The sequence below is a fragment of the Microbacterium sp. P5_E9 genome, from assembly GCF_054049175.1.
This window is the reverse complement of record NZ_JBFUMV010000027.1, coordinates 1-16,896: the sequence shown is the minus strand read 5'-3', so window position 1 is coordinate 16,896 and position 16,896 is coordinate 1. Positions and strand designations below refer to the sequence as shown.

The following is a 16,896-nucleotide window of genomic DNA, read 5'->3' as shown; positions in this document are numbered from 1 at the left end:
GTCGACGACAGTGCGCTCGCATCAGTGCAAGATATTCGCGGAGGCATCTCCCTCGAGAAACGAGGGTTCGGGATCATCCATCGCCACAAGTGGTACTGGTGGTTCCTCGGGGGTTGGCGGAAGCGCGAGATCCGTTCTGGTGACGAGCTGCATGAGAGCGTGTGGAAGCGCATGGACACCGGCAAAGATGCCAAAGGAAGTCCCTATCGTCCAACCGTCCCGACCGACATGGTGCGACCTGAGGCAGCGGACGCAGTTGCGCAGCGCGCGGATGCGCCCAGCACCCGGCGACGCGGATAAGTCTTTTGCACGACTAGAAAGTCCCATCTTKGGTTCGGCGTTTACCCTCGTCCGCGCCATCCGAAGCGCTCGTTCCGCGCACCCTGTGCCCGTGACACCCGGTGCCGCGGCGCTGCGAGCGAATCCTCAGATCGTCGGGCCGTCCGGTTCGAAGACTTCTCCTCCCTCCTCCGGATCCGCACTTGCCACCGAGAGCGTTCCCTGAGTTACCTCTGACCCCCCACTGGGCGGTTGGGCTGGCGYCGCTGAGTCCACGGCACCCGTCTGGGTGGTGGGTCCGAGTCCGCCCGCTGATCGAAGCACCTCTACATCGACTGCACGCTTCCGACCGAAGGCCTTCTTGACGGCGTCGCCGAACCCTGAGCTACGCGACATTCGTTGCACCCTCTCGCCATGCCCGAGACGGGCGGATACCTAGCCCGACCCTGAGCAAACTCCCCACACCGATGCACCTCAAGCGGACCGCACTGCCCGAATAAGGTGGACAGTAGCAGACCGCATTCAACGCGACAATGGATGCGTGTGAGAGCTGTTCGTGACACCGGCGCCGACGCCTCCATCCCAGGTCCCACCCGTCAGAGCCCCGGCCACCGACGTGGGTCTCGGAGTAGCGCGGTTCGTGCTGACGAACATGGCGAGCGTGGACTCGTCCTATGGCTTGAGTTCGATCGTGTCCGCCGCCATCGCTGTGCCGCCGTAGTGTCGGCAACCTTGGCGCAGACCTAAGTGAATCCCGGCTACTCCCCCGGTCCGTTGGAATCGGGCAGGAATCGGAAACGGAATCGGAAGGCGTCGTCATCGAGGGGGATCACCAAGGTGGACGCGTTGGGCGACCACAGGTCCGGGACGAGGAAGAGATAGTCGCCACCGCGGACGAGCAAGCGGAGCCCGTGATACCGATAGAGGAACTGCCCTTGCGCCTCCTCCGGGGTCAAGCCGCGCGCGAGTTCGGTCTGCTGGATGTCCGCACTTCCCGCTTGAAGGGGCTGCTTGCTGTCGAGCACGACCGCGGGCAGCACACCCATGTCGGCGGCGAGAAAGCGCGCCTGACCAAGGCCCCACCATTGCGCGACCGTCGCCGTCGCCCAGAAGACGCCTGCCACGACCGCCGCGACCAGCAGGACGATCGCACTGCGTCCTTCTTTGCTCCCAGTCACTGCCCGAGCCGTGGACAGGGAGTAGGCGGTGAGTCCCGCGCCGACGGCGAGGCATAGCGGTGTCACGAAGCCGTAGTAGTCCCAGTTCCCGAGCACGGCGAACAGGAACGCGAGCAGGAGTCCGATCGTGAGCAGGATCACCCCGGTCCATCCGAAGATGCGTATCACGCGCGTCTGGCGGACTTCGTTCATGGCACGTACGCGCCGGCGGAGCACCCGGTGCCCGACGATGAGCCCGGCGGCGGCGAGAACGATCACCATGACGGGCACGAACAGCGCGCCGGGGCTGCGCATCACAAACTGCTGATTGCTCAGGCTCAGCACGTCGACATCGACCCCGAAGTAGAGGAAGTACTCCCGCGACGACACGTAGCCGAAGTAGAACAGCAGCGCGGTGATCAGGGTGGCGGGTGCGATGAACTTGGAAAGGAAACCTATCCACTTCTCGAAGCCGAGTTCCTGCGGCTCCGCTGGTGGTCCGGCCGCCCCAGTCTCCTTTTCCGCAGGTTCGAGCGCGGCGCTTCGAGGTCGGGTGATCCGTGCCATCAGCCGTCACCCTCCCCAGTCGTGACTTCATCGCAGATCTCCTGCGATGGGCATGACATGAATCGCGTCCTCATCATGCCGCTCTCACTCGTGCGACTCGACGGGAACACACGCGTTGCCGGCGTCCGTGAATGCCGGATCGCAGATGACGATGGGCGGGCCCTGCTCGATCTCGCGGGTCGCCATGGCGTCGCAGACCTCTTTCGTGGGACAGTCGAGTGTCCCAGCCAGCCCGAGCACAGTCCCGTTCACGAAGTCGGCCGTTGGCTCCAGGACCAGGGTGCAGAAGATGTTCACTGTGTCATACGTGAGCGGGAAGCCGATGCACCCGTGTTCAGCTCCGAACTGCCCGCACACCTCCTGATCGTCTCCCAAAACGACACCCTCAGGGTTCGACGTGATTCCCTCCACCGTGAACGTCACCCCTTCGGGAACTCCCTCGCTACCGCTGCCCCAGAACAGGGCGATGCCCTCGCACCAGCGACCATCGCCGAGGTCTTCCAGACCCTGCCCGCCGCTGGGCGGACCTCCGATGTCCACAGAGGGGCCTGTTCGTCGCGTCTCCTGGACGGGATCGACGATCACGTCATCCGAGGGCGTGATCGTCGGCTCGCTCTCCGACGGGCTCGCGATTTGATCGCTCTGCGACTGGCTCGGGGTCTGCTCCCCTGCGCCTTCCGTGGTTGTCGGCGCGCACGCGGCCAGCGATGCAACGGACCCGGCAAGCACGACCGCGAGCACGACCGCACGCAGTCCACGCCGGCGTCTCTCAATCGCGACCACCATCCACCTCCGCTCCGACGGCGCGGAGGGTCGTCCTCTGGGAAGAGCATGAATCTGCGTGCAGGATACGCCTGAGCGGAAATTCCCGTAAGGCGTCTCATAGCGAAGACGGTCCGGCTGGTCGACGGCGCCCCGAATCGCGGGTCCCGGTCCCGGCCCCGTCGAGGTCGATTTCGCCGCCACAATCCAGCGACCTCTGCCGAGCGCCCCCGCCCGGAACCCGGCGAGCGAGCGCATCCGCTGGGAGGGCGACCGTGTCCGGAGCCACGCGGCGGCCAATGTGCAGGCCCTCCGCTCGGATATTGAGTGGCAGGGAAACCAGTCCAGGGCTTGGGTAAGACCCGCGACACAGCTGCGTAACGACGTAGAGGAACAGGGCGATCAGGAGCGTGCCGATCGTCCATTGCGAATTGCTGGATCGCGACGACTGCCAGCGCGAACGCGGCGGTCACCATCACAGAACACCGCAGCAACAACCAGATGCCGATGAGTGGTATCGCGCCGGTCACCACCCAGAGAATCCCGAGGTGAGGCCGATCACGACGGTACAACGAGGCGAGCGAGAGGGTCTGGCCGTCAATGTCATCAGGTGCTAAGCCGTATCGAGGGGCGCGCATCCTGCTCCTCACCGTGAGAGGAGCGCACCATGGAACCGACCGACGAGGACCCCGCCCAGAGCACACCCGACAACACCGTTGAGAGCATCGTCGCGAGCGCACCCGCGGAAGCGCCTGTCGGGACAGGTGTCACCGACGAGCACGTCGCCACGTACGAGAGCACCGCGGACGAGCCTCATAAGCCGGGAGCATTCCAGGAGTGGTACGACCGCGTCGCCGATGACTGGTCCCGCGAGAAGCCCTGGTACGAACTGCCGAAAGCGCTCGGGCTCGCACAGCTGATCGGCATCCGCGACACACTCCGCCAGCAGAACCTGTTCGACACCAGCCGACTTCCGGCCGTGAACGCGACCACCGCGCCACCCTTCGAGCAGCGGTTCCTCACCGAGCGCACGCCGGACGGGAGCTGGAACGACCTCGAGCACCCCGACATGGGCATGGCGAACACGCGCTTCGGACGCAACGTCTCGCTCGAAGATACGAAGCGCGACGACGCCCGGATGCTGATCCCGAACCCGCGCGAAATCAGCCTCAAACTCATGACCCGCGACAAGCTGGACGCCGCCACGGCCGGCAACGCGATCATCGCGTCGTGGTTGCAGTTCATGATCCACGACTGGTTCCGGCACGGCACCAGTCCCACCGACCGTCCCTGGGTGATGCCGCCCGTCGACGAAGACACCTGGCCCACCCCGCCCGTCCAGGTAATGCGGGTGCCAGACGATGCGACCTCACCGCCCGACGCGACCGGTCCACGCACCTTCATCAACACGAACACACACTGGTGGGACGGCTCATCGATCTACGGCAACGACCGCGCAGCGCAGATGTTCCTGCGCGAGAGCGCCGGCGGCCGCATTCGGCTCGTCGACGGACTGCCACCGATCCCGGCCGACCCCGCCGCCGATCCCACCCGCACGCCGGGGTTCTGGCTGGGGCTCGGGATGATGCAGATGCTGTTCACGCGCGAACACAACGCCGTCGCGGATCGTCTGGCGGCGGCCCACCCGGATTTCGACGACGAGACGCTGTTCCAGAAGGCACGGCTCGTCACCTGCGCCGTGATCGCCAAGATCCACACGGTCGAGTGGACACCGGCAGTGACGGCGCATCCCACCGCGGCAGCGGCGCTGCACGCCAATTGGTACGGCCTCGCAGGAGCGAAGCTGCACGACTTCGTGGCGACGTTCTCCGACAACGAGGCGCTTCGCGGCATCCCGGGCACACCCACCGAAGACTATGGGGTGCCGTACGCCCTCACCGAGGAGTTCGTCGCCGTCTACCGGATGCACCCGCTGATCCCCGACGACTTCGACTTCCGGGCGGCGACGGACGACTCGACGACGCTCGGAGCGAAGCAGTTCTCCGAGCTCACCGGCCCACACGCGGTGCCGATCCTGCGCACCGTTCCGCTCGGCGACCTGCTCTACACGTTCGGGACCATGAACCCCGGGCTCGTGACGCTGCACAACTTCCCCCGTGGGMTCCAGCACTACACGCGGCCGGACGGCAAGATCATGGACATCGCGGCGCTCGACATCACGCGGTGCCGTGAGTTGGGCGTTCCCCGCTACTGCGAGTTCCGGCGGCTGCTGCACCTCACCGTCCCCGAGTCATTCGACGAGGTGACGAGCAACAAGCAGTGGGCGGCGGAGTTGGCCGAGGTCTACGACGGGAAGCTGAAGGATCTCGACCTCATCCCGGGAGTGATGTCTGAGGATCTGCCCGAGGGGTTCGCCTTCAGCGACACGGCATTCCGCATCTTCGTGCTGATGGCGTCGCGGCGCCTGAACAGCGACCGCTTCTTCACCGAGGCGTTCACCGACGACGTGTACACGCCCGAAGGGATGCAGTGGGTCCGAGATGCCACGATGGGCACGGTGCTCACGCGCCACTGCCCGGAGCTCGCACCCTACGTCTCCGATCTCCCAAACGCATTCGGGCTTTGGAAGCGCGCGGAGAAGGCGTTCCTAGCGGAGGGTGAATCCCGGTAGCTGGTAGTTGATTCGGTGGATCACCTTCGCGGCCACCCGCCCATGCTCCTCAGATTCCCGGGTCCAGTCGAAGGCGTTGGCCATCCGATTGACTGTGTTGAACAGGAAGCCGATGTGCAGCGCCTCGATGATCGATTCATCGGAGACTCCCGCCTCCCGGGCAGCGGTGACGTCGGTCGGCCCGTACGCCTCCGGGTCCGTCGTGAACTTCTCGAGCAGCAGGATCACCGTGGCAAGTTCGGGCCGAAGCACCGAAGGGTCGTGGAGTGAGACTTGACGGTGAGCCTCGATCCTCGTGGTCTCGGTGTGCACGCGCACGCAGAACGGGCAGGAGTTGAAGCGCGGTACCCGCATCGCCATGTACTCCCGCTCGCCACGGCCAGTACGACTGGTCCGCACAGCACTTGCGTCGCAAGCGCGACGAAGGGGCGACCCCAGAAGTCGGGCCGATGCATCGCAGCAAGAGCGACGTTGTCCATCGGCTGTCGGGACATCAGTTCTGCCACCCGGATAAAGAGCCGCGCGGGCAGTTTGTGACTGTGTTCCAAGACATGCAGGCGCATTTCACGGCTCCCGGCCGCCTGCACGCCAATGGCGAGACGCTTCAGCGCGGCGCCGGTCGCCGCGGCAACGGTGATCTCGAAGATCTCCTCCTCGGTGCAGCTCGCCGCCCTGAGCGCTGAGACTTCGCGGTCGGTGATCTTGTAGGACGCGTCACCGGAAGTTCGACGAACTGCGCGGATCAGCTATGGCGTCGGGGGCTCATCCGACGCCGCCTGGGTAGGGAAAGCTGCCGCGGGCACCGTCGATGATGTAGCGCCGGATGGTGGCGTCGGCGAGCGCGTAACCCCAGTTGACCAGCTGATGCTGCTGCTCCCGGCTCAGGGGTGCCAGACGAGTGGGGATGCCCGCTAGCGCGGCGCGCCGGGAGTCGCTGACTGGAAGTACCGCGAACGGCGCTGCACCCGCTGTCCGATCCGCTTGCTGGTACCGGATCAGCGGGATGTTGATGCCCCAGTAGCCGACCAGTCGCCCCGGGTTCGCCGAAGCGATGAGCTCCTGCCGGCGCAACTTTCGGACCTGGAGGTCGACGACCTTCAGCACATGAACAGTACCTGCGAGATACCACCGCGGCGGCTTCGGTTTGGTGCGAAATGGCGCGCCGCCGTCGCTGCTCAAAACGATCTTGTGGGCCTTGTCGTCGAGGGGCTCCACGCCGAGGTTGTCGTAGATCCCGCCGTCGGTGAGGTAAACCGTCCGCTGGGCCGCCCGGGACTCGGCGAACTGTGCGGCGGGGAAGATGCACGGTGACAGTATCGGAGGGAACGCCGACGAAGCCGCCACCGCTGTGACGAGGGGCACTGTCGGCGCCTGGAAGAAGCCCGCGCTGGTGTCGTCGGGATCCCGGCGAAAGTCGCCCACCCCGAATCGGCCGAAGCGGAACAGCGCGCCGGTACTCAGGTTGGTCGCAGTGAGGATCACCTCTGGTCCCTCACCGCGGCCAGGCAGGTCGGCAAGAGTGGCGTCACCGAAAAGCCGACGGTACGCCTTCTGCACCTGTCGATCGATCACTCCAGGGATGAAAGCGCCTCGAATCACCGCCGCGGCGTCGACCCCCTCGCGAGTGAACGCGAGCAAAGGGTCGACAATCTCCTCCGTGAGGTTGTGGCAGACGCCATCCTCAAAGCGCAGATGCGGCCAGCGGTACCCCAGCCAAGCGGCGACGATTGAACCGCCGGACACACTCGACACCGTCCGCAGCCGAGCCAGCATCCCGGCCTCGTTCAGGCGTAGCAGCGACCCCAGATGGAACACCGCTGCCCGATAGCCGCCGCCGGATAGGCATAGTCCCACATCGACGCGTCGTTCCTCACTGGCCACGATCCTTATCCTGACGCCCACTTTGGCCGTCCGCAGCACTTTCTTGCTTTCGTGCACATACTTTCCGCGGCGAGCGGGGGGATGCGTGCGATCGTCCGAACAAGCATCAGAACGTTCGTTTGACCGGTCGGCGACTCGAAGTCACCGCCCGCGTCCCTTGATAGGAAGGTGATCGAGGGCCTCGCCGTTCCGACTAGCGGTAAGCCGGCCCGTGGGCGTGCCCTTCGAAGTTGGCGAGAACGTCACCGTCGCGGTCGTGGTCGCACGTCCAGCGAGATTCGCGAGGGAGGCGGGTGCGACCGTGATTCCGTCCGAGGCGTCCATGACGGCGACTGCGAGGCCGGTGAGCTCCTGGTCGGTAAGGTTCGCGATCGTAATCTCCCGAACCGCTGATGTGTCCACCGGAACATCGCCGAACTGGAGATCGCCGCGCAGCTCCAGCGCCGATGCCTCGGGAGGCGTGTCCTGACCACTTCCGGGACCTGTCTCGGGCTTCGTGAGGAGTATGGCCGCGACACGCTTGATGAGTTCCTTGAAGTAGTCCTGTTGGAAGCCCACGACGAACGCGATGACGAACAGCACAATCTTTCCGGACGTCGAGATTCCCGCTGCGTTGGCGATGCCGACATCTATGGACTTCGTCACCCATACGACGACGAGCGCGGCAACGGTACCGAACACGCATCCCAGAATTACTCGAACCAAGTAGAACGCGTTCCAGTGCCACCCTTGCCGCTCCGCCAACCTGCGCTGCGCCGCTGTCGACGTTCGGAAGTTCTTCCAGTGGGAACTCAGCGAGTACAAAGCGTGGCTCGCGCCGCCGAGCGCGGCTGCCCACGGGACGATCCAGGGGAATACGCCGCMGATGACAGCACCCGTTGTGGGGAACCACCCTGTCCGAGGAAGGACAGGATCAGCAGCGCGAGCAACACGGCGAACTGGCAACCGAGGATGAAAAGCACCCATCCGGGCCGCAACCCAGCGATTCCACGCGCCATTGCATCGCCCCAGCGGTTGCACCGAAGCGTAGCGGCCCCGTAAGCATCACCGCTAGCTGTATTGCCCAGGACATCGGTCGATCGGCGTTCCGCCTCAACCAAAATTACCGCGGACGCGGTCGCCACCGCACGGCACTCGCTTGTCCGCGGAAGGCGCCCAGTCGGTCTCCTCCTCGTCTCGCACGGCGAGCTCGACACCCCCGTGGGCGCCTGATGCTCGCGGTAGAGATGCTGCCAGCCCGGCACGGCGACGCGATCGCGGTCGAGTAGGGGACGGAGGCCTACCCCCACCAATTGCTCTTCGACGCCGGACCCTTCCACTCATGGGAGGGCGTGCAGGCGGAGTTGAATCGTTTTCTGAGCATCTCGGGGCACGAGTTGAGATGTTCGGTGGGCTGTTCCGTCGTTTAGATTCGGGTCGTCGAGCAGTGAGATCGCGCCACCGGTGTAGTCCTCATCGTGTTGAGTGACGACGAGGACCTAGTAGTTGCTCGTTTCGCCGTTCGCGAAGGACTGTAGCCCCCAGTCGATGACCCCGTGCAAACATGGGTGTTCATCCGCAACATCCCTGGCCATGGGGTACGCCGATAGTCATCGTCAAATGGCAAATTCTGCGGACAGGGGTGACGTCCCGTTGAGTGGAGCTTCTCGAAAGCATTCGACAGCGCTCCTGGTTCCACTCCCCCAGCCCGCAGGATCGCCTGCGCTTGACAGCGCGCGTTGTAGAGGAGTAAGCAACACCCAGGGCGCGCCGCAAGGGGACGGCATCCCGGCGACGAGGGGGGTAGCTGTGGCTACGAACGCGCGTACTGCACCGGCACGACGCGGTCGATACGCCGACACCCCGCAGATGACCGCTCGGCCCAGCTGGCTCGAGTTGCCTGGAGCATCTGGGCCAGCCCGGATCGACGAACAACCCGACGGGATCGAGAGCGGTTCTCGCGCCGCCGGGGTGTCACCGGCAGATCCAAGACGAGCGAATGCCACGGGTACCGGTGCGGGTGCCACGGATGAACCTATTGCGACGCGGCGGCCGGCCGGCCAAGATCTCATGGCCAGCGAGTCCGTCCGCATGACGGTGCTCGCTCAGGATCCCACCGTGACCGCGGTCGGCGGCGGCCCGCTCCTGGCCCAGATCGATGTACCCGCGGAGCGCTTGGCGGCTGGTCCACGAGGTCACCGATTCCACGTCGTAGACATCGATCTGGGCACGAGTGTCTCCCAGCCGCCACTGCCCATAAGTCCACCGAGTGAGCCTTGGCTCTACGCAGACCCGTGGGCACGCCTGTACCGCACGCAGGCGAAGCAGTCGCAAGCGCCTCCACCATCCACAAAGATCCGCGAACTCGCCGCAACGATCACCCGCCGCGTGCACAACCCGAAGTTTCGGGAGCAGAATGTCTTCGCGATCGCCGCGGCAACGCTCGCGACGTTCGAGAAGAACTTGGGTCGACCCATCGCCTGGCGGTCCGGCTACCCGCACTTGTACCTCGTCCCGGCGGCGCGTGTCGAAGCCAACGCCTTTTACTCCGCCGAGCACAACGCCGTCCTCTTCGGATGGCTGCCCGCCTACGGCGACCGGCCATCGATCTTCACGTCGCTCTCATACGACGTCATCGCGCATGAGGTGAGCCACGCGATTCTCGACGGTCTCCGCCCGCGCTTCACCGAACCAGGGCTACCTGATCAGTTGGCGTTCCACGAGGCGCTGGCCGACATCGTAGCGATGCTCTCCGTCTTTCAGATCGACGGAGTGGCCGACAGGCTACTGGCAGGCGACCAGAGAACGCGCAACCAGGGCGGCGCACCCGAGGACGCGCTGCGCGACCGATTCGCGTTCCCCGGCGAACCAGACGAGGGGCGACCGGCGATCGTGTCGAAACTGGCCGAGCGAAGAGCTGCGCGTGCCCAGCACCTCATGAGATCGCCACTCACGCGCCTCGCCGAGCAGCTCGGCACTATCGACCCATCTCGTGGCGTCCACGAGTCACCTCAGAGCCCCGACGACGGCCTGTATCCGTCTCTCCGCCGCGCCGTCACCCTCTCGCCCAACAAGCAATGGCGTCGAGACCATTCCTACGATGAACCGCACCGCCGAGCCGACGTTCTTGTCGCTGCGTTCATGCAGTCCTTCGTCGACATCTGGGTGAATCGGCTCGATCCACTGGAGAACTTCTACGGGCTCGATCGCGCCCGCATGGTCGAAGAGGGGACGAAGGCCGCGCAGCACCTGCTTGGTATGATCCTCCGATCACTCGACTACCTTCCACCCGTCGAACTCGAGTTCCACGACGTGATCGACTCGATCATCACCGCCGACCGCCGCTTGGCACCCAACGACTCACACGACTATCGCGGAACCCTCGGCCGGACTTTCGAGAGCTTTGGCATAAAGCCTCCACCCCATCGCATTCTCGACGAAGACGGGGTGGTCGCACCGCGGGCGACTCCGCGGGCCGCGGGCTCCGCCGGCCCCAGCAAACAAAGTTCGACACGCGACCTCGACGAACTCGCCGAAGTGGCACCCGACCCTGACACGACCCTGGTTGGAGGACTGCGCTACGAGCACCTCAACTACGCGGCCATGCGCACGTCGCCCGAGGAGATCTACCAATTCATCTGGAACAACGCGGGCTTGCTCGAGATTGACGTACGGCTGACGACGGTCGTGGAGCGGGTGCTCGCTAGCACTCGCTCCGGGCCCGACGGGCTCATCGTTACCGAAGTGTTGGCCGACTACACCCAGCGACTGCGCGGACGCGCCGGCGACCTGCCCCCGGGCATCGAACGACCCGAGGGCATGAGCCCCGACGCCATCGTCGAACTCTGGGGCGGGGGTGTGCTCGTGTTCGACCAGTTCGGCAGATTCCGGCTGCATCAGCGCAAGCCCATTCTTGAGAAGAAGCGGCAGACCGATCGCCTGGCATATCTGTTCACTCACGAGCGCGTCGGGCGTGACGGCGTCGTCGGCGCCTCCGACGGTGTTTCTGATAAGAAGCGGTTCGCGCTTCTGCACGACGACGCTTGGGACGCCTCGTGGTGAGCGCCGCCCCACTCGCGGAATATGTCCGGCTCCGCGCATACCGGGTTGGTTTCGGCGACTGCCTGCTGGTGACGGTGGGGTACGCCAACAACGCGGGCGTCGTCGACGAACGACATATGCTCATCGATCTGGGCACCAAGGAGGCCGATGAGAACGGGCCGAGCCTCACTGAGGTCGCCGAAAAGGTGCGTGAACACTGCGGCGGACACCTCGAAGTGCTCGTCGCGACACACCGCCACAAGGACCACATCGGCGGCTTCGCAGCGAAGCCCATCCAGGCCCTGATCACAGAGCTTCGGCCTCGCGTGGTCATCAGACCGTGGACCGACATACCCGAAAAGGGTCAGGAGCGAGCGCGGCTCGACCACCGATCAGTGGCATTCATCGGCACCCTCGCGGCGCTTCAAGACACCGCTGACCAGGTGAACAAGTTCGAGTTCGACTCGAAGCGCGCGGGCGAGCGGGCTGCCGAACTGGCTAGCCTGGGCTTCACGAATACGGAGGCGATCGCCGCACTGGAGGGATGGGCCGGCGACGCGCGCGCGAAGTACGTTCGGGCAGGCGATGAAGTGGCGGTGAAGAGCCTGCTGCCCGGGGTCAGCATCCAGGTACTCGGCCCGCCGACCCTCGAGCAGGTGAGACGACTCACCAGCTACGCCAAGACATCGGAGGAGTACTGGCTGGCCTTGGCTGAAGGAGATCAATGGCCGGACCTGCAGACACGTGAGGCGAGCGCCGAGAGAAGAGCCCTCAAAGTACTCGCACCACCACACGGGCTCGGCGCGGCCGAATGGTTAGTGCGTGCGTTCCGAGAGAACGAACTGGGCCAGGGCCTGGAACTGTTCGAGGCGTTCGACGACGTGTTGAACAACACGAGCGTGATCCTGCTCGTCACGGTCGGCGATCGCACGCTCCTGCTCCCGGGCGATGCTCAGGCCGAGAATTGGTCGTTCACGCTGGAATGCGCGTTGGGACGCAACAACCGGCCGCTCGATCGCACCCTGCAACGCAAGCTCGCTGATGTCGACCTCTACAAGGTTGGTCATCACGGCAGTCGGAACGCCACGCCCACAAGCCTGTACGACCTGTGGGAGGGGAGGACCCCGAMCCGTCGTCCGTTGACCTCGGTACTGACAACCAAGCGTGACGTATTTAGCAAGTCGAAAGAGGGCGAGGTCCCCAAGCCACGCCTCGTCGAGGGCCTCGGGAAGCGCGGCCCCGTCTACAGCACCGACTCGCTCGACCCCGATGTGTGGTGGTTCGACCTCACCGCGCCCGCCCAGGGCGCGGGCAGATTCGTGTTCACACCTGGACCAGCGCAAGGGTGACGGCCGCAGCGCCGATGGCCGTCACAAACAGGCCCGTCTCAGCCGAGCGGCGATCGTGGTGGGGCAGGCGGAATCGCTCGAACCAGCTGACTGCAAGAAGGCCGACGACCACCAGGACATGATGGTGCGCGGCGCCCATGACCAACATGAACGCCCAGTCACTGACCACGCACCACCATCCGAGTCGCGCCCCGAAAGTCAGGCACGCATGTCGGGCGGCTCTGGCATCCAATGGCGGCGCCATCGTGCGGTCGCACCGTAGTAACGCACGTCGCTTCCACGGCGTGAGCTGCCAGAAGGCGGCACCCGCGACGGAAAGGACGAGGGCCCACGACTCCCCGAGAGCGGTGCGCAGCAGGTCAGAGGCAAATGCGAGGGGTACCAGCGCGATCAGCCAGACGAAGGTCCATGCGACCGCGACCTCGAGCCCGGCCCTCGCGCGCCGCCTGGCCGGCGTACGCGTCGTTACAAATCGGATGTTGTAGCTGATCCAGGGCGCCATCATCGCGACCATCGGAACCCACATCAGCACATGCCACATCTGAGGGGCGATCAACTGCGACCGCGGGGGCGCGCTCGAAAAAAGACCATGCGTCGTGTGGTCGCCGCCCACTACCTCCGATTGAAGACCGAGATCGGGTGGCGCACTGCTGGCGTTCGGCGACAGCCACATCGCAATCATCAACGCAACGTAGGCCACCCACCCCGCGAGCGCCATCGCGGTCAGCCATCGGGTCGTGGAGGTCCTTCGCGACGTTCTGAGGGCGCCGCGCCTGTCGGCGTCAGCGAAAACCCGCACCTCCATTGCCCGTCAGCTGAACTCAAGCGTGATCTGGTCGATGGATATCCCAGCGGTGCTGCGGTCGGGGTCCACGGCGAAGAACGTCACCACTGCTCCGTCGATCAAAAAATTACCTCCCTGTGACCCAATCTGCTCTGTCACGTCGAACATCTGATTCACACCATCGGACGTGGACGCGTCGTTATCGACTGTCGCCTCATAAGCACCGAACAACGAGAGCCCGCCGCAATAATGACGAAGGTCGTGCGGGTCGGCGTCCGCTCCCCCAAGACCGAGGTACACATCAAACGACGTCCTCGCCGGTACCGCCGACCGCACGCCGGTCATCCGCAAGGACCACTGCGTGTCCCCGGGGAACGAGCCCGCCACGAGCGCCCGTTGACCCCGCTCCGGGGCTGGCCGGTGTAAAGGCACGTGGGTGCTGCTGTGCAGCACCACGTCCCTGGCCGAAGCCAGCGGCTCCGCCAGCGCGGGAGGGGCAATGCCGAACGGATCAATCTCCGCACCCCGAGGCGCAGGTGCCACTGGCGCTAACGGCGGTGGCGCCGTTTCGGCGTACCGATAGTCGAGGGTCGCGACATCCGTCACGGCGTTCGCTGTGTACTCCTTCACCGTCCCATCTGCGCGGAGGAACTTGAACTTGTGACTCGTCCAAGACTTCTTCGCGTTGCTAGGCGGAATCTCACCCTGCTCGAATGGGTACCCGTGGCCCAGATCATGCGCGTAGGTCTCCCACAACCGGTCAACGTTGCAGTGGTGTACCCAAAACGTCGGGTCCAGCGCGGCGGTCTCGAACTCGCCCATGAAGCCGCCGACGTGACCATGCGTGCTTCCGTGCGGCTGGTTGTCGAGGAAACCGCGTTCGCCACCCCCATGGAAGAGCTTCGGGTTGTTGGGCTTCTCGATCACACCTCCGCCCAGGGACACCATCCCGGTATCGTTCTGATTTGCGTAGTGCGGTCGTCGCAACGCGATGGCCGCAGACGCCCAGCCGGGAGAAGCGCCGGGGGGTTGGTCCCCTCTCAACTCACGCGTGGGTTCAAACAAGGGGTTGGCGAGCGGCTGACCTGGGATGGGTTCGAGGCCGGGGATCTGAACACCCGGCGGCACGGCCGCACCGCGCAGTGGCAACGGGAGCCCGAGGCGTTTCGGATCGGCCTGATAGTCAGTGTAGTTCCAGTACGGGAGCGCCCAGTCGGCTGCCGGACCACCGAGGTCTTCAATGTGACGGCGGACCACGATCTCGAACTCGGCGAGATACGCGCGGTGCCACGGCAGGAAAAACCACTGATTGTGCGCGCATTCTTCCCATAGCACCTTCTTGCGCTTGAACCTCGGCCACCGCGACCTATCCACGGCATAAGTGCCGTGTACCTGGGACTGATAGCCAAGACTCAGCGGATCGCTCCACTCCATCGCGATAGCCCCCATCGCCGCCGTGAGTTGCGGATCAAGGCCGACCTCCTCTGTGGCAGTGGCCAGGGCCTGCCTGAACAGTTCTCGGAATTGATCGAGTCGTGGCGTTCGGGCCTTCATCCGCGCAATCGCCGCGGCGTACCAGATCCACTCTTCCGACCAGCCATTCAGGGGAGCGCCATCCCCCCACGCCGGCCTCCTAATCACCATCGTCGCAGCTGCTACGCGTCGGGCACGTCAGCACCCGCAATCGCGAGCTCGACGTAGTAGATGCGACCGCCCACCACACCTCCGGCCTCGAACCAGGAGCGCATGACCGAATATATCCGTGGGGCGTTACCTGTTCGTTCCGGTTCCTGGTTCACAGCAGATTCAAGAGCCTCATTGAAATGATCACTCACCGATTTGTCTGGATCTTCCATCGACGACCCAGTCAGCTTCACCGTTCCCATACCGCTCCCCTCACGGTCGCTCAGCGATGTGCGCGATGCGACGAACCATACGCCCGAGCCGCCCATCGCCGCCACCCATGATCGGGCCACGGCGGATCCGACCGGGCTACGCGGGTCTGCAGCGCCAGCCCGTACCACGAAGGCACCAGATAGATCCCGAGCGGCGATCGTCAGCGGTTCGCCACAGAACCGGGCGAGTGCGTAGGCTGGCCCGACGGCGGGCGCGCCGCGATCCTTCCTGAGCAACGGCAGTATGGTCTACTTCGACCCGCCGCATGTTCCGCTACTTTTCCCTCGCGGAGGTCAAAGCACCCGCTACGCTGAGCACGAATCGCCCGGCTGAGCGGCGATTCGCGAGCGCGTGACGGTGCGCCGTATCTCGCCGACCGTTTACTGGTTTGACGCCTTTTTTGGGGACCCTGAAGGAGTCGGGGATGATGGCAAGCCGTGGGGATGATCTCTCAGATTCTGGCGCGCCATTGGACTCGAGCCCGCCTCCACGGAATCTTGTGATCTGCTTTGACGGCACGAGCAACGAGCCTGAAACCGGCGCGACCGCCGTGACGCGGCTTTATCAGGTTGCTGAGAAGAGTGACGCTCAGCTGGTCTATTACGACCCCGGCGTCGGAACCATGGGCGCGCGGGCCGCCGTGACCGGCTGGGGGAAGTCGCTTACCCGATTCGCGGGACTTGTTGCGGGGTTCGGTATCAAAGACAACATCGAGGAGGCATACGTCTGGTTGGCGGATCACTACCGATTAGGCGACCAGATCTACGTCTTCGGCTTCTCGAGGGGCGCGTACACCGCACGAGCGCTCACCGGGATGCTGCGCACCGTCGGACTTCTCCGCTCCGGGGCGAACAACCTTGCCCCGTACGCACTCAAGCTCTACGCGCAAACGAAGGGCGCGAACAACCCGCGGGCGACGGCGCCTCCCGAGCAGCGCACGGGTAAGCCCTCCGTGTCCCCCAAAGACGCGTCCGAGAACGCTTTTTGGGTGATGCGCAACTCCTTCACCGACCGGTTCGGAAACCCTGACTTCCCCGACGCCTTCGATCGTGGGCATCCTCAAGTAAGGTTCCTTGGCGTGTGGGACACCGTGAAATCGGTGGGCTGGCTGAACTGGAAGGCGCGCATTGAGCAGGCGCGGTGGCCATTCACCGCGCGGATCACAAACGTCGACATCGCACGACATGCGATGTCGATCGACGAGCCACGATTCATGTTCCCGATCTACCGTTTCGACGGCGACGCCGTCCAGGCCTCGAGCGGCCGATATAGGGAGCTGTGGTTCGCCGGCGTTCACTGCGACGTCGGCGGCTTCTACGACGACGATCACGGACTTGCAGACGTCGCGTTCGCATGGATGCTCAACGAGGCAACCRATGCCGGATTACGCGTCGACGACAGTGCGCTCGCATCAGTGCAAGATATTCGCGGAGGCATCTCCCTCGAGAAACGAGGGTTCGGGATCATCCATCGCCACAAGTGGTACTGGTGGTTCCTCGGGGGTTGGCGGAAGCGCGAGATCCGTTCTGGTGACGAGCTGCATGAGAGCGTGTGGAGGCGCATTGACAC

13 protein-coding genes and 1 pseudogene are annotated in these 16,896 nt (G+C 64.8%); 6 read left to right on the top strand and 8 right to left on the bottom strand.

The features are described from left to right. Nucleotides 1–300: pseudogene (locus ACXJ3V_RS19895) on the top strand (hypothetical protein); the annotation flags it as partial. A gap of 737 nt (nucleotides 301–1,037) precedes the next feature. Here the strand turns inward: ACXJ3V_RS19895 and ACXJ3V_RS19890 are convergent. Together ACXJ3V_RS19890 and ACXJ3V_RS19885 are read right to left on the bottom strand one after the other, a co-directional pair. Beyond that, nucleotides 1,038–2,003, bottom strand: coding sequence for a hypothetical protein (locus ACXJ3V_RS19890; protein WP_457102087.1), 966 nt, complete (start codon nucleotides 2,001–2,003; stop codon nucleotides 1,038–1,040). Between the two features lie 84 nt (nucleotides 2,004–2,087). Beyond that, on the bottom strand, nucleotides 2,088–3,023 hold the full coding sequence (locus tag ACXJ3V_RS19885; RefSeq protein ID WP_457102086.1) for a hypothetical protein: 936 nt from the start codon (nucleotides 3,021–3,023) through the stop codon (nucleotides 2,088–2,090). A 409-nt stretch (nucleotides 3,024–3,432) separates the two neighbouring features. On the opposite strand from ACXJ3V_RS19885, the gene ACXJ3V_RS19880 reads away from it, so the two are divergent. Then, a complete protein-coding gene (locus ACXJ3V_RS19880; protein ID WP_457102085.1) occupies nucleotides 3,433–5,397 on the top strand; it encodes a peroxidase family protein in 1,965 nt (654 codons plus the stop codon). On the opposite strand, the gene ACXJ3V_RS19875 is transcribed toward ACXJ3V_RS19880, so the two are convergent. Then, complete coding sequence (locus ACXJ3V_RS19875) at nucleotides 5,374–5,757, bottom strand: hypothetical protein (RefSeq protein ID WP_457102084.1); 384 nt, start codon at nucleotides 5,755–5,757, stop codon at nucleotides 5,374–5,376. The two genes, ACXJ3V_RS19880 and ACXJ3V_RS19875, sit on opposite strands and share 24 nt — an antisense overlap. An 89-nt stretch (nucleotides 5,758–5,846) precedes the next feature. Here ACXJ3V_RS19875 and ACXJ3V_RS19870 point away from each other — a divergent pair, with 89 nt between their 5' ends. Continuing rightward, on the top strand, nucleotides 5,847–6,080 hold the full coding sequence (locus ACXJ3V_RS19870; protein ID WP_457102083.1) for a hypothetical protein: 234 nt from the start codon (nucleotides 5,847–5,849) through the stop codon (nucleotides 6,078–6,080). Between the two features lie 79 nt (nucleotides 6,081–6,159). On the opposite strand, the gene ACXJ3V_RS19865 is transcribed toward ACXJ3V_RS19870, so the two are convergent. After that, the gene (locus ACXJ3V_RS19865; RefSeq protein WP_457102082.1) at nucleotides 6,160–7,335 is read right to left on the bottom strand and encodes a patatin-like phospholipase family protein; all 1,176 of its coding nucleotides are present in this window, start codon (nucleotides 7,333–7,335) and stop codon (nucleotides 6,160–6,162) included. Between the two features lie 84 nt (nucleotides 7,336–7,419). Then, nucleotides 7,420–7,959 (bottom strand): hypothetical protein, encoded by a 540-nt coding sequence (locus ACXJ3V_RS19860; protein ID WP_457102081.1) that lies wholly within the window; start codon nucleotides 7,957–7,959, stop codon nucleotides 7,420–7,422. 1,368 nt (nucleotides 7,960–9,327) lie between these two features. Here ACXJ3V_RS19860 and ACXJ3V_RS19855 point away from each other — a divergent pair. After that, complete coding sequence (locus ACXJ3V_RS19855) at nucleotides 9,328–11,319, top strand: hypothetical protein (protein WP_457102080.1); 1,992 nt, start codon at nucleotides 9,328–9,330, stop codon at nucleotides 11,317–11,319. Continuing rightward, nucleotides 11,316–12,647, top strand: coding sequence for a hypothetical protein (locus ACXJ3V_RS19850; RefSeq protein ID WP_457102079.1), 1,332 nt, complete (start codon nucleotides 11,316–11,318; stop codon nucleotides 12,645–12,647). The genes ACXJ3V_RS19855 and ACXJ3V_RS19850 overlap by 4 nt, the downstream gene beginning before the upstream one ends. On the opposite strand, the gene ACXJ3V_RS19845 is transcribed toward ACXJ3V_RS19850, so the two are convergent. The 3 genes from ACXJ3V_RS19845 to ACXJ3V_RS19835 all read right to left on the bottom strand — a co-directional run bounded on the left by ACXJ3V_RS19845 (nucleotide 12,622) and on the right by ACXJ3V_RS19835 (nucleotide 15,407). Continuing rightward, complete coding sequence (locus tag ACXJ3V_RS19845; protein WP_457102078.1) at nucleotides 12,622–13,365, bottom strand: copper chaperone; 744 nt, start codon at nucleotides 13,363–13,365, stop codon at nucleotides 12,622–12,624. The genes ACXJ3V_RS19850 and ACXJ3V_RS19845 overlap by 26 nt on opposite strands. A 93-nt stretch (nucleotides 13,366–13,458) precedes the next feature. Next, nucleotides 13,459–14,985, bottom strand: a complete 1,527-nt coding sequence (locus tag ACXJ3V_RS19840) for a tyrosinase family protein (protein WP_457102077.1) — start codon at nucleotides 14,983–14,985, stop codon at nucleotides 13,459–13,461. A 101-nt stretch (nucleotides 14,986–15,086) separates the two neighbouring features. After that, on the bottom strand, nucleotides 15,087–15,407 hold the full coding sequence (locus ACXJ3V_RS19835) for a hypothetical protein (RefSeq protein WP_457102076.1): 321 nt from the start codon (nucleotides 15,405–15,407) through the stop codon (nucleotides 15,087–15,089). 344 nt (nucleotides 15,408–15,751) lie between these two features. On the opposite strand from ACXJ3V_RS19835, the gene ACXJ3V_RS19830 reads away from it, so the two are divergent. Then, nucleotides 15,752–16,896: DUF2235 domain-containing protein (locus ACXJ3V_RS19830; RefSeq protein ID WP_457102075.1), on the top strand; the 1,145-nt coding region annotated here is incomplete at its 3' end.

Coding starts and splice junctions, on each gene's coding strand:
- ACXJ3V_RS19890 (WP_457102087.1), bottom strand. CDS start 2,003: ATGGCACGGATCACCCGACCTCGAAGCGCCGCGCTCGAACCTGCGGAA.
- ACXJ3V_RS19885 (WP_457102086.1), bottom strand. CDS start 3,023: ATGCGCTCGCTCGCCGGGTTCCGGGCGGGGGCGCTCGGCAGAGGTCGC.
- ACXJ3V_RS19875 (WP_457102084.1), bottom strand. CDS start 5,757: ATGGCGATGCGGGTACCGCGCTTCAACTCCTGCCCGTTCTGCGTGCGC.
- ACXJ3V_RS19870 (WP_457102083.1), top strand. CDS start 5,847: ATGCATCGCAGCAAGAGCGACGTTGTCCATCGGCTGTCGGGACATCAG.
- ACXJ3V_RS19855 (WP_457102080.1), top strand. CDS start 9,328: ATGGCCAGCGAGTCCGTCCGCATGACGGTGCTCGCTCAGGATCCCACC.
- ACXJ3V_RS19845 (WP_457102078.1), bottom strand. CDS start 13,365: ATGGCGCTCGCGGGGTGGGTGGCCTACGTTGCGTTGATGATTGCGATG.
- ACXJ3V_RS19840 (WP_457102077.1), bottom strand. CDS start 14,985: ATGAAGGCCCGAACGCCACGACTCGATCAATTCCGAGAACTGTTCAGG.